This is a genomic window from Gibbsiella dentisursi (genome assembly GCF_039539505.1).
Taxonomy (GTDB): domain Bacteria; phylum Pseudomonadota; class Gammaproteobacteria; order Enterobacterales; family Enterobacteriaceae; genus Gibbsiella; species Gibbsiella quercinecans.
Genome location: NZ_BAABDG010000002.1, coordinates 12,542 through 24,996 on the forward strand (window position 1 = coordinate 12,542; position 12,455 = coordinate 24,996).

The window sequence follows — 12,455 nt, forward strand, 5'->3', positions numbered from 1 at the left end:
TGTCTTGCTGCGCCAATGGCACTGGCCGTATCGGGTTTAGTGCGCCGTAATGTCCGGAATGCCCAGCCCGGCTTCCGGCGTGAGCACCGAGGCCAGTAACATCCGGGTGTAGGGATGCTGCGCCGAGTGGAAGATGTGTTCGCGCGTGCCCTGTTCCACAATCGTGCCTTTTTGCATCACCGCGACGTGATCGACCAGGTGCTCCACCACCGACAGGTTGTGGCTGATGAGCAGGTAAGTCAGGCCAAACTCCTTTTTCAGCGCCAGCAGCAGGTTCAGGATTTGCGCCTGGACGGAAACATCCAGGGCGGATGTCGGTTCATCGCATATCAGGATGTCGGGGCGCATAATCAGCGCCCGGGCGATCGCCACCCGCTGGCGTTGGCCGCCGGAGAGTTGGTTGGGGTATTGGGCGTGAGTGCGCGCCGGCATACCGACCACGTCCAGCATCTCTTTTACCCGGGCTTTGCGCTCCGCCGGCGTGCCGATGCCATGTAGCCGCAGGGCCACTTCCACAATGTCTGCGATGGTGCGGCGCGGGTTCAGCGACGAGTAAGGGTCTTGAAAGATCGGCTGGATGCGCACGGCCATCGCTTTGCGGTTGGTGGCGTCGATTTCCTTGCCTTCGATCAGCACGTTGCCGGATGTCGGTTTCAGCAACCCGAGCAGCATTTTGGCCAGCGTGCTTTTGCCGCAGCCGGATTCGCCGACCAGGCCAAGGGTTTCGCCCCGGCGTACCCGCAGGGAGACGTTATTGACCGCCCGGATCTCGCCCGGGCGGGCGAACAGCCCGCGGTTCAGGCGATAGACCTGCGTCAGGGCGCAAAGCTCCAGCGCAATATCCTCGTTGCCGGCGATATGGGTCGGCAACGCCGAAGGGGTTATCGTGGTATTCATATTCCCTCCAGTTCGCGGGCCACCTGAACGCAGCGCACCGCATGATGTGCGCTAACATTGACATAGGGCGTCGTTTCCTGGCTGCAGGCGGCGCTGCACTGCCCGCAGCGGTTACTGAATGCGCAGCCGCGTTGGGCGCCAATCAGGCTGGGCACGACGCCGGGGATCGCCCGCAACGGTTGCCCCGGTATGGTTTTCCCCTGAATGGGAATGCAGTCAAGCAGGCCGCGGGTATACGGGTGGCGCGGTTGGTTGAAGAGCGTCATCACCGAGCCGGTTTCCACGATTTGGCCGGCGTACATAACGGCGACCCGATCGGCGATCCGCGCTACAACGCCCAGATCGTGCGTAATGAAAATAACGGCGGTGCCCATTTCCTGCTGCAGTTCGCGCAGCATGCGCAGGATCTGCGCCTGGATCGTCACGTCCAGCGCGGTGGTGGGCTCATCGGCGATGATCAGATCCGGCTCGCACATCAGAGCCATGGCGATCATGATGCGCTGGCGCAGGCCGCCGGAGAGCTGGTGGGGATATTGGTTCAGGCGATCGGCCGCCATCGGGATGCCAACCCGTTCCATCAGGTAAACCGCGCGATCGCGGGCAACCGCGTGCGACACTTTCCGATGTGCGCGCAGGGTTTCGCATAGCTGATTGCCCAGCGTAAACGAGGGGTTCAACGACGTCATCGGCTCCTGGAAGATCATCGACATCTGATCGCCGCGTAACGCTGCGATTTCGCGCTTTTTCAGCGTTTGCAGTTCCGCGCCCTTGAACTGCATCCGCTCCGCCGTTCTGATGGCCTTCGCCGGCAGCAGATCCATCAATGCCAGCGAGGTCATGGATTTACCGCAGCCGGATTCGCCCACCAGGCACAGCATTTCGCCGCGCCGCACGGAAAAGTCGATGCCGCGCACCGCGTGCAGCATCCCGCGCGCGGTTGGAATGTCCACCTTCAGCCCTTTAACATCGAGCAACATGTCATTATTCATGGCGTTTTTCCTCAGTTACGTCCGTCCAGCGCGGTGATGTCGCGCAGGCCGTCCCCCACCAGATTGATGCCCAACACCAGAATGGCGAGCGCGCAGCCGGGGATCAAAATCACCCACGGCATAAAGAACATGTAGGCTTTGCCTTCGGCGATCATCAGCCCCCAGGACGGCATCGGCGGCTGCACGCCAAGCCCCAAAAAGGACAGCGTGGCCTCCAGCAAAATGGCATGGGCGATTTCAAGCGTAGCGACGACGGTCAGCGGCCCGAGCAGGTTGGGCAGGATCTCGCGCAGCATGATGAACAGCGAAGAGGCGCCGAGCGTTTGGGCGGCGGCGATAAACTCCGCTTCGCGCAGTTGGCGGGTGACGGAACGGGAGACGATCAGAAAACGATCCCACAATAATAGCCCCAACAGCAGGATCACCACTTTCACCGAGCCGCCCATCAGCGAGGCCGTCGCCAGGGCCACCAGGATCACCGGCATGGAAAGGCGCACGGTCAGGATATAGCTGACCACGGCATCCACCCGGCCGCCAAAGTAGCCAGCCAGCACCCCGAGTGTTATGCCGATGCAGCCGGCCACCAGCACGGAAACCAGGCCGATGATCAACGAAACCTGCGCGCCGTATAGCAGGCGGCTTAGGTAGTCACGCCCCAGTTTGTCGGTGCCGAGAATATGTTCCCAACTGCCTCTTTCCTGCCAGACCGGCGGGATCAACCGTTGGCTGATATCTTGCGCGTAGGGATCGTGCGGGCTGATGAGCGGCGCCAGAATCGCGGCGATGACAATCACCCCCAGGATCACCAGGCCGATTGTCATACTGCGATGGCCGAAGATTTTTCCCAACCATTTGCGCCAGGCGGTGGGTTCCGGCAGCAGCGAGCCGGGATCGGTCGCCGGCGTATTGCCAAGCGGCGCGGAAGAGAGAGATAACGAGGTTTTCATGGCCGCCCCTTTATTTGGTCCGTAGACGTGGATCCAGCGCCGCATTGAGCACATCGGCTAAAAACGTCAGCCCGATGTAGAACACGGCAATAATCAGCACGATGGCCTGTACCACAGGAAAATCGTTACGCGAGATGGAATCCCAGGCCAACTGGCCCAACCCCTGCAGGGCAAAAACGGATTCGATCACCACCGAGCCGCCGAGCATAAAGCCCAGCTCGACCGTCGCCAGCGCCACCACCGGGATAATGGCGTTGCGCAGGCCATGTTTGACGATCACCTGAAACGCGCTGAGCCCTTTGGCTTTGGCGGTGCGGATATAGTCCGAACCCAGCACATCCAGCATGCCGGAGCGGGTCAGGCGCATCAGCGACGGCATGGCGTAGTAGCCCAGGGCGATGGCGGGCAACACAAAGTTTTGCCAACTGCCATTGCCGGCGACCGGCAGCCATTTCAGCTCGACGGCGAAAATCAGAATCAAAATCAGCGCAAACCAGAAGTTCGGCATGGCCTGGCCGATAACCGCGATGAAAATCGAGCAGCGGTCGATCCAACTGTCGCGGAAAACCGCCGCCAGCACGCCAAGCGGAATGGCCACCAGCAAGGCGATGCCCAGCGAAAGCACGCCGAGGTTCAGAGTGATTGGCATCCGCTGGCCGATCAGCTCCATCACGGTGTTTTCAAAATAGAAAGAGCGTCCGAAATCCAGGTGCAGCGCTCCCCATAGCCAGTGCAGAAACTGGGTGTACAGCGGTTGATCCAGCCCGTATTGCACGCGGATGCGGGCAACCACTTCGGCCGAGGCGTCCGGCCCGGCGATCGCCGCGGCCAAATCACCGGAAAGGTGCAACAGCGAAAAGCTGACGACGGCGACGGTGAACAGCACCGCCAGCGCCACGAGAAGCCGATGTAAAATATAAATAACCATGAGCCGTTCCTGATTATTGCCAACGTGGCGGGGGGAAACCGGCGGCGCCCCCCGCGCGATTTATTTCCAACTGGCCATTGCAAAGCGCGGCAGCTCATCCGGCCAATCGTCAAAATTCAAATCAGAGGTGAAGGCATAGTTCGTCGAATAGGAGAACAGCGGCGCCAGATAGGCCTGCGACGAGATCCTGCCCAGCGCGTCTGCGTACAATGCGCTGCGCTGTTGGGCGTCGATGGTTTCGTCGGCTTTGGCCAGCGTGCTGGTCACCTGCTGATCTTTCCAGATGTCATCGCCTTTGCCTCCGAAGTACGGTGAGGTAAAGGCGGAGGCGTCGTTGATCGAGAACGATCCCCAGGTGCGGATGGCCATCGGCGCCTTGCCGGAAATCAGATCGGCGGCCAGTACGGAATACTGGACGTAGTGCAAACGGGCGCGGATCCCGACTTTGCGCAGATCGCCGATGATCGCTTCGGCATAGTCGCGCTCGCGGTAGGCCCAGATATCGGTATCAAAGCCGTTGGGGTAGCCGGCTTCCGCCAACAGTTTCTTGGCTTTTTCCGGATCGTATTGATACTTCACCACCTTGCTGGTGTCGCAGGCGGTTTGGGTATGGAAGCAGGCGGAATAAACCGGCTGGCTGCCGCCGCGCACCAGGTTTTTGACCATGCCTTCACGGTTGATGGCGTAGTTCACCGCCTGGCGCACGCGCACGTCTTTAAAGGGTTCGCCCCCCGGGCCTTTGGCCTGCGGATTCAGCGCCAGAAAGCCGATGCGCATGGTTTCGCCGCTTTTAACCGTGACGTTCGGCATGGTTTCCAGCATGGTGAGCTGATCGGCCGGCACCCGCCAGATCCAGTCCACCTGGCCAGTCATCAACTGTGCCAGCCGGGTTTCCGGATCCCGGATCACCACAAACTGCAGTTTGCCGATCTTCGGTTGCCCGACGGGGCTTTGTGCAAAATAGTCCGGGTTCTTTTCCATGTTGATGCCCTGGCCCGGCGTGACCTGCGTAATCTTGTAAGGGCCGGTGCCGATAGGCGCTTTGCTGAAGCCGGCCAGTTTCACACGCTGGAAATAGTTGGCCGGATAGATTGGCGTCGGCCCGGAAAGATATTCCAAGGCCGCCGGGAAAGGTTTGTGCAGATGCAGTTTTACCGTGTAGTCATCGACTTTTTCCGTTGTCTGGATCCAGTTGACGCTCTGCGGCATAACGGAACCGGTGTCGTCGCCGGCGATATGGTTGAAGGTATAAACCACATCGTCCGCAGTGAAATCGTCGCCGTTATGGAATTTAACCCCTTTGCGTAAATGAATCAGCAGCGTTACCGGCGATTCCCACTTCCAGTCGGTGGCGAGCTCCGGTTTGTATTCCCCGGTTTTCGGATCGCGGAAAATCAGCGTATCCCACACCAGGTGTGCGATGATCACGCCTTCGCGCAGGTTATTGTGGTATGGGCTGACGTTCTCAACCTCATTATCCGAAGCATACACCAGGGTATCATTCGCTTTCCCCGCATAGCTGGACGCGGCGTATCCAATTACCAATGCAAATAAAGCGCTTTTTTGTATCAGTCTTGCCAGGGAATACGTCATGTCATTCTCCATACGATTAATGATGAAAGAATTAAAAGCGTGCATAGAACTGAGGGAACAGAGGGTGCAAGAGTTGCGCCAATCGCCGGCGGATATCCTTACTGATTTTCGCTTCCAGCTTTCTAAAAAAAAGAAACCGGCGGCGTGGCCTGCTTTATTTTTGCATGCTAGTGGCTGAGCGGTGGGGGAAAGGGGCGTGCTTAACCGCGCAGCAGAGCACGATCCCGGGCTGTTTGGCGGCGCAAGTTCCCCTATGGCAGTGCGCTAATCTGGGGGATATGCACCATTTGAAGGCGAAAAAGTGTGCATGCCAGCGAATGGGGAAGTGAAGCGTGGTGGTAGATAGCCCGGCCGCCTGGCGATGTTCACGGCCGGGAATGGGGCAACATCCGTGGGTTAAAAATAGTCCACCAGCATGGTGGCGCCGCTGGTGAACTCCCCTTCCGTTAGAGTGGCGGTGGTGCTTTTCACCGGCACCGCATCCAGCGCAGGCAGATTAGTGTAGTCAATATTAAAGGGGGAATTGATGGTCAGGGCGCTTCCATTGGCTAACAGCCGGATGCCCAGCCCCGTCACGTTGGTGGTGATTGCCGATGCATCAAACGAGGTCACGCTACCGACGATTTTCATCTGCAGCTGTTTACTGCTGTCCAGAAATTCACATTTCACCGTGTAATTCAGCCGTTGCATGTAACGGTTGCCATCGATTTTATTGACCCCAACAGTGCCGAATTCCACGTCGATGGTGCGATCTTCGTTAATCACGCAAGGCGGCGGCGCCACCACGGTGCCTGATATGACAATCGGCGTGCCCTGATTATCAGCCGCCACGGCAACGCTGGAAAAAGGCACTGAGATGAACAAAAAATAGAATAACCTGCGGCCAATGTTGAACATATCTCCCCCTGGCTTAAGGTGCGCTGAAAATCAGCGTTGCCGATCCGGTAAACGGACCTGTTGCGATATCGCTGTAAGCGACATTGTTTTTCACCGGGACAAAAGTCACGGTATCGTTGCCGACGCCATTGGTGACACGGGTGCTGAAGGTGTTGTTGGGGCTGATCACCTGATTGTTATAAACCAGGGCGACGCCGACGTTCGCATTGGTGGTTTTGATGTAGCTGGATGAAAACGACGCCGCATCACTGACCAGGCGGATCTCCACATCCTGCGTGGCGGTGAGATCCTCGCACTGATAGGTCAGCGCTTTGTCTTGTTTAATCTGGGCGTCGGCGATCGTTTGGGTCAGGTAATCCTGCCGGATCTGGTTAAAATCGACGTTGATTTGCTGGTTATTGTTGATCGTGCAACTGGTGGTGACGAAGTAGGCATCGTTATCGGCGATCAACTGCCAGCGATAAGGGCCGCACTGCGGGCAGCCGGCCCGGTCATTGGTTTGCACAAAGTTGATTTGCCCAATGATGTCGCCTTGGCTGATTTTGATATCCCGCGTGGGCGCCTTGTTCAGCACGATATATACGCGCAGGGTCACGGTTTGCGAGGCCTTGTTGGTCAGCGTCATGATGCTAATGCCACCCGGAACCGGCGCGGTGTAGTCCGTGCCGTTGATGGTTGCGCCAAAACCAATGCTGCCAAACAGGGCGGTATTGAGCGACAGAGCCGAGGAGTCGGTCTTCAGGTAGTCCGTCCATGAAGCGACGTCGTTGGTACAGGTGACCTGGCTGACGTTGACGATTTCGTTTTTGCCTAATTGAAGGTCTGGTCCGATACGCACCCTGACATTTACCGGTGTGGTTGACCCGCCGGGGGAAATAACGCCGCCGTCAGAGGTTCTGCAGGTGAAAGCGTACGCGTTGTTCGCCAGTAAAAAAACGCAGCAGGCGAGCAGGCTATAAAATATTTTTTTTCTCACTGTAATATCTCAATAATAAGTGATTAACATTTCCTTTCGAACGGCGCGCGCTCAAGGGGGAAAGAATGCGTCAATTCGGGTTAGCATTGGTTAGGGTTACATATAACGCTATGGGCAATAATTATTTGCCCGCAAATCGTTATTAGAGGCAAATGTAATAATTTGAAATTTTTACTCACCATTAAAAACATGTCCCTAAACTATATCCATTTTTAACCATAAAGGAGTATTGTGTTTTGCTCATTTATAGCCGGGCTCTAGCGTAGAACGTGATGGATTCTTCTTATGGATGATTTTTGGGGAGCAATGCGGTACGTTCTGCTGTGATAACTATTAGCCAGGGCAGTGGGATACCAACGCAAGGAGTTTTTCACCGGGCCGGATGAAACCAATACGTCGCCGAGTTCAACCATTTTCAGCAATAACGTACGCGTGCGGTATACGCCTTCATTGATGACTTCCGCCAGCCTGCGGGTTGTCAGCCATTGTTCTTGGGGAGGGAGTTCCCCACTTTTAAGGGGGCGTGGTGACAGCAATAATAACGCCTGATGCAGCGTTTGGCACAATTGCTGAGTTTCCTTTCTTTTGGGGGATAGATCGTCCATTCGCTTCTCCATTCCTCGCTGTTCTTTTGCTGTTGCCGCCGGCTATCGTATTTTTCATGGCGGCTCCGTTTTTCGTCTAAAACGGTAAGAAAAGCAAAAGAGTGACTATTGCTGATGATTGACGTAATCAGCTCCCTGAGAGTATTTCCTATGGATTTTGGCCGTTTAGGCCATTGAGTCCCTTTTCGTCAACTTGGTTTATTGTATTACCTAATGGCTTCTTTGTGGATCTTATTTGATGTGATAACTGAAAAAACAGAATATTATTTTGATTTTTAATTTTTTACGATCTATGCCTCTAAAATGAAACATTAAAATACTCCGCTAAAGGAAAAAAATGTGAATATCGTCAATTTTACAAAAAAAGCTTTTTTTAAAGTTGGCCTTTTGTAAGAATCTCATTTGCCGATCAAGGGGAGAGATTGGGATGAAAAAGGATTTTGAATCATAAAGGATTATTCAACCGCCTTGCTTTTCAAATCCATTTTAATTAATTGATTTCATAGTCTTAATACCATCATAGATGGTATCTGGATTTTTAAATGTCCCCTTTTGTTTTGGCAGTGACTCATCTTCAATGTACTAAAGAATAAGAGCAACGATCGAGGTGCATATACATGCGCCATGCTCTTACCTTTATTGGAAACCAGCTTTTTCTTATAAGGAATATAGGTTCTATGAAACTGAACAAAATCATGATGGCCGCTGTGATGGCAATGGGTGTTACTTCATTTGCTCACGCAGCCGATCAGGGCAACGGTAAAGTGTATTTCACTGGTTCCATTATTGATGCCCCTTGCTCAATTTCTCCGGACTCAGAGAAGCAAACTGTTGATTTGGGGCAGATCTCTAACGTTGCGCTGAAAGATGGCGGCAAATCTAACCCGCGTACGTTCGAGATCAAGCTGGAACAGTGCGATACCACCACCCTGAAAACCGTAACCACCACCTTTACCGGTAAAGCTTCGCCAAACAACAGCGATCTGCTGGGTATTAACGGCGGCACCGCAAGCGGCGCGGGCATCGGTATTACTTACGGCGGTGAAAAAATTAAACTGGGTCAGGCGACTGCTGCACAGACGCTGAACACCGGCAACAACACGCTGGCTTTCGCAGCATACCTGCAGGGTGAAGGCGCTTCCGCCGCCATCGTCCCGGGTGACTTCACTGCCGTTGCCGACTTCACGCTGGCATACCAGTAATAATCGCTATATATACCCAACATAATTCGAGTTGCAGGAAGCCAACATATCTGCAGCTTGAAGTAGAGAGGGTATAGGTATGTGATTGATTAACATGCCTATGCTGCGCCTCGTGATTTGCACGGGGCGCAGCCTGGTTGACCATCTGCACAAGGGATGCCGCGATGTTTTTACAAGGGAGTAAGGCAGGCGTGACGCCTTTTATATTGATGCTTGCGTTGGTCTCCGCCTCGGGCAGCGCCGCGCCAGCCCTGCAAGGGTGGGGCAGGGTCAATATGCAAGGCGCCATTATCGATACCGCTTGCGCTATTGCAGCCGGTAGCCGGGAACAAACCATCGATATGGAAACCCTTCCGGTGGGGCAAATCATGCGTGATGGCCAGGGTTTAACCAAGCCTTTCAGCATCGAATTGATCAATTGCGTGTTGGAACGGGCGGGGAATAAGCCGAACTGGAAAAATTTCCAGGTTACGTTCGATGGCCATGCGGATGGCGATTTATTTGGTGTGCAGGGTGAAGCCCGCGGTATTGGCTTGAAAATTACCGATAACAACGGCCATGTTGTTATTCCCGGAGTGCCATTACCTATGGAAGAAATAGAGCCAGGGAATATGACGCTGAATTATTTCATGACGCTGATACCTAATCATCAGCCGTTGAAGGCGGGAACGTATTTCTCCACGGTGCGATTTAAACTGGATTATTTTTAATTTTCTCGCGTACTGACGATTAATCCGTTTTCGAAAGGGTTTGTATTATGCTTTCACCGGCAGGGAAGTTATTTCGTCTTCAGGTTCTGGGATTATGTGTTGCCCTCGCGTTTGGGCAGCCGGTAATGCTGGTTTATGCTGCCGACGAGATCCAGTTTAACACGGACGTTTTGGACACCAACGATCGTAACAATATCGATCTGAGCCAGTTCTCCCGTAGCGGCTTCATCATGCCCGGCACCTATACCATGGTGCTGCACGTCAACAAAAGCGATATGCCTGAACAGCAGGTGGCGTTTGTTGCGCCGGAAAACGATCCGAAAGGCAGCGAAGCCTGTTTGTCGCCGGCGTTGGTTAATCAACTGGGGCTGAAGGAAAACCAGGCGGGATCGCTGGCCTGGACGCACGGCGGCCAATGTCTGGATTTACGCAGCTTGCCGGGCATGGAAGCGCATGGCGATCTGAGCACCTCTTCTTTATATCTCAGTATTCCGCAAGCCTACCTGGAATACACCTCCGAGAACTGGGATCCGCCTTCCCGCTGGGATGAGGGGATCCCGGGCTTACTGTTTGATTACAACGTCAACGCCCAAACACAGCAGCGCCACCGCAATGGCGGCAGCTACAGCCTGAGCGGTAACGGTACCACGGGCGCCAACCTTGGGGCCTGGCGCCTGCGCGCCGACTGGCAGGCGAATCTCTCACACCAGACCGGCTCTGGCCAACCGACGGACAGCCAGTTCGACTGGAGCCGTTATTACGCCTATCGGGCCATTCCGGCGCTGCGCGCCCGCCTGTCGATGGGCGAGGATTACCTGAGTTCCGATCTGTTTGACAGCCTGCGCTTTACCGGCGCCAGCCTGCGCTCCGATGACAATATGCTGCCTCCGAACCTGCGCGGCTATGCGCCGGAAGTTTCCGGCGTGGCGAAAACCAACGCCAAAGTGGTGATCAGCCAGCAGGGGCGGGTGCTGTATGAAACCCAGGTCGCCGCAGGGCCGTTCCGGATCCAGGATATTAATGACGCCGTCTCCGGCGAGCTGGACGTCAGGGTGGAAGAGCAGGACGGCAGCGTACAGACCTTCAAAATGAACACCGCGAGCATTCCTTACCTGACGCGCCCCGGCAGCCTGCGCTACAAGCTGGCGATGGGTAAACCGTCGGACTGGGAACACCGGACGCGCGGCCCGCTGTTCGCGACCGGTGAATTTTCCTGGGGGGTGAGCAACGGTTGGTCGTTATACGGCGGCGGCATCGGCGGCGGCGATTACAACGCGTTGTCCGTGGGGCTGGGGCGCGATCTGATGGCGCTTGGCGCCCTGTCGTTCGATGTTACGCAGTCGCGCGCCAACTTGCCGCAGCAAGGCACGCTGACCGGCGGTTCTTACCGCCTGAGCTATTCAAAAAGCTTTGATGAATACGACAGCCAGATCACGTTCGCCGGCTACCGCTTCTCGCAGAAAGACTTCATGAGCATGGCAGAGTACCTGGATGCGCGCTACGAAGGCGAACGCAGCGGCAACAGCAAGGAGCTGTACACCATCACCTTCAACAAACAGTTCCGCGACTGGGGATTGAGCACCTATCTGACCTACAGCCACCAGACCTATTGGGATCGCCCGGCGAACGATCGTTACAACCTGATGGTGTCGCGCTATTTCGACGTCGGTAATTTCAAAAACCTGAGCGTATCGCTGTCGGCATATCGCACGCGCTACAACGACACCAACGACGATGGCATGTACCTGTCGCTGTCGGTGCCGTGGGGCAATAGCGGCACGCTGAGCTACAACATGGCGGCAAGCCGTGATGACAACACGCACCGTATTGGCTACTACGACCGGGTGGATGAACACAATAACTACCAGATCAGCGCCGGCAGCGCACGCAGCGGCGCGACGGCCAGCGGTTATTACAGCCATGAAGGCGATATGGCGCAGGTCAGCGCCAATGCCAGTTACCAGGGCGGCAGCTACAGCGCAATGGGGCTGACGGCGCAGGGCGGCATCACCATGACGGCGCAGGGCGCCGCGCTGCACCGCGTTACCAGCCAGGGCGGCACCCGGCTGATGCTGGATACGGAAGGGGTGGCTGACGTACCGGTGCGTGGCTACGGCAGCACGATCATGACCAACCGGTTTGGCAAAGCGGTGATAACGGATGTGAACAGCTATTACCGCAACAGAGCAAGCATTGATTTGAACCGCCTGGGCGACAACGTTGAAGCGACGCGCTCGGTGGTGCAGGCCACCCTGACGGAAGGGGCCATCGGCTATCGTCAGTTTGACGTCATCGCCGGCGAAAAAGCCATGGCGGTTATCAAACTGGCCGATGGCAGCGAGCCGCCGTTCGGCGCCACGGTGATGAACATGCGTAAACAGACAACGGGGATTATCAACGACGGCGGCACCGTTTACCTGTCGGGTATTAACCCGGGTGAGGTGATGCAGGTGCACTGGAATGGCGGCCCGCAGTGCCAGGTGCAAATGCCGACGCCGCTGCCGGCAGAGATGCTGATGAACAGCCTGCTGCTGCCTTGCCAGCCGTTGAATAACGCCAAAACGCCCGCTGCGGTTGCCGCGAAAGAACAACAGCAATAACGGTGCACGGGGCGGAAACCAACGTCCGCCGCCCCGGCGCAATATGCCCCTGGCGTCACAGAGCCTGATGCCGGTGGATCCTAATTGAGCGTAACGGATACTCACTGCGAA

12 protein-coding genes are annotated in these 12,455 nt (G+C 55.9%); 4 read left to right on the plus strand and 8 right to left on the minus strand.

The window, feature by feature from the left end:
- Positions 1–36: 36 nt before the first annotated feature.
- Genes ABFX35_RS00425 through ABFX35_RS00445 form a run of 5 tightly spaced genes read right to left on the minus strand, consistent with a single transcriptional unit; the run spans position 37 to position 5,354 of the window.
- A complete protein-coding gene (locus ABFX35_RS00425) occupies positions 37–897 on the minus strand; it encodes an ATP-binding cassette domain-containing protein (protein ID WP_279024389.1) in 861 nt (286 codons plus the stop codon).
- A complete protein-coding gene (locus ABFX35_RS00430; RefSeq protein ID WP_279024391.1) occupies positions 894–1,886 on the minus strand; it encodes an ABC transporter ATP-binding protein in 993 nt (330 codons plus the stop codon). The genes ABFX35_RS00425 and ABFX35_RS00430 overlap by 4 nt, the downstream gene beginning before the upstream one ends.
- Positions 1,887–1,897: 11 nt before the next feature.
- Positions 1,898–2,833 (minus strand): ABC transporter permease, encoded by a 936-nt coding sequence (locus ABFX35_RS00435; protein WP_279024393.1) that lies wholly within the window; start codon positions 2,831–2,833, stop codon positions 1,898–1,900.
- Positions 2,834–2,843: 10 nt separating this feature from the next.
- Positions 2,844–3,761 (minus strand): ABC transporter permease, encoded by a 918-nt coding sequence (locus ABFX35_RS00440; protein ID WP_121555533.1) that lies wholly within the window; start codon positions 3,759–3,761, stop codon positions 2,844–2,846.
- A gap of 60 nt (positions 3,762–3,821) precedes the next feature.
- Complete coding sequence (locus ABFX35_RS00445) at positions 3,822–5,354, minus strand: ABC transporter substrate-binding protein (RefSeq protein ID WP_346078529.1); 1,533 nt, start codon at positions 5,352–5,354, stop codon at positions 3,822–3,824.
- On the opposite strand from ABFX35_RS00445, the gene ABFX35_RS00450 reads away from it, so the two are divergent.
- Complete coding sequence (locus ABFX35_RS00450) at positions 5,353–5,532, plus strand: hypothetical protein (RefSeq protein ID WP_346078531.1); 180 nt, start codon at positions 5,353–5,355, stop codon at positions 5,530–5,532. The genes ABFX35_RS00445 and ABFX35_RS00450 overlap by 2 nt on opposite strands.
- A gap of 218 nt (positions 5,533–5,750) precedes the next feature.
- Here the strand turns inward: ABFX35_RS00450 and ABFX35_RS00455 are convergent, their stop codons facing one another.
- The 3 genes from ABFX35_RS00455 to ABFX35_RS00465 form a co-directional block, all read right to left on the minus strand.
- Positions 5,751–6,251 carry a fimbrial protein gene (locus tag ABFX35_RS00455; RefSeq protein ID WP_346078533.1) on the minus strand — a complete coding sequence of 167 codons (501 nt, stop codon included), beginning with the start codon at positions 6,249–6,251 and terminating at the stop codon, positions 5,751–5,753.
- A 13-nt stretch (positions 6,252–6,264) separates the two neighbouring features.
- On the minus strand, positions 6,265–7,227 hold the full coding sequence (locus ABFX35_RS00460) for a fimbrial protein (RefSeq protein WP_423783641.1): 963 nt from the start codon (positions 7,225–7,227) through the stop codon (positions 6,265–6,267).
- Positions 7,228–7,484: 257 nt separating this feature from the next.
- Positions 7,485–7,832 (minus strand): hypothetical protein, encoded by a 348-nt coding sequence (locus tag ABFX35_RS00465; protein ID WP_279024400.1) that lies wholly within the window; start codon positions 7,830–7,832, stop codon positions 7,485–7,487.
- A 677-nt stretch (positions 7,833–8,509) separates the two neighbouring features.
- Here ABFX35_RS00465 and ABFX35_RS00470 point away from each other — a divergent pair.
- From ABFX35_RS00470 to ABFX35_RS00480, 3 genes are all read left to right on the plus strand, one after another.
- Positions 8,510–9,034: a fimbrial protein gene (locus tag ABFX35_RS00470; RefSeq protein ID WP_279024402.1), complete on the plus strand. Its 525-nt coding sequence runs from the start codon at positions 8,510–8,512 to the stop codon at positions 9,032–9,034.
- A gap of 164 nt (positions 9,035–9,198) precedes the next feature.
- Positions 9,199–9,744: a fimbrial protein gene (locus ABFX35_RS00475; protein ID WP_279024404.1), complete on the plus strand. Its 546-nt coding sequence runs from the start codon at positions 9,199–9,201 to the stop codon at positions 9,742–9,744.
- A 47-nt stretch (positions 9,745–9,791) separates the two neighbouring features.
- Positions 9,792–12,344, plus strand: coding sequence for an outer membrane usher protein (locus ABFX35_RS00480; protein WP_279024405.1), 2,553 nt, complete (start codon positions 9,792–9,794; stop codon positions 12,342–12,344).
- Positions 12,345–12,455 lie beyond the last annotated feature (111 nt).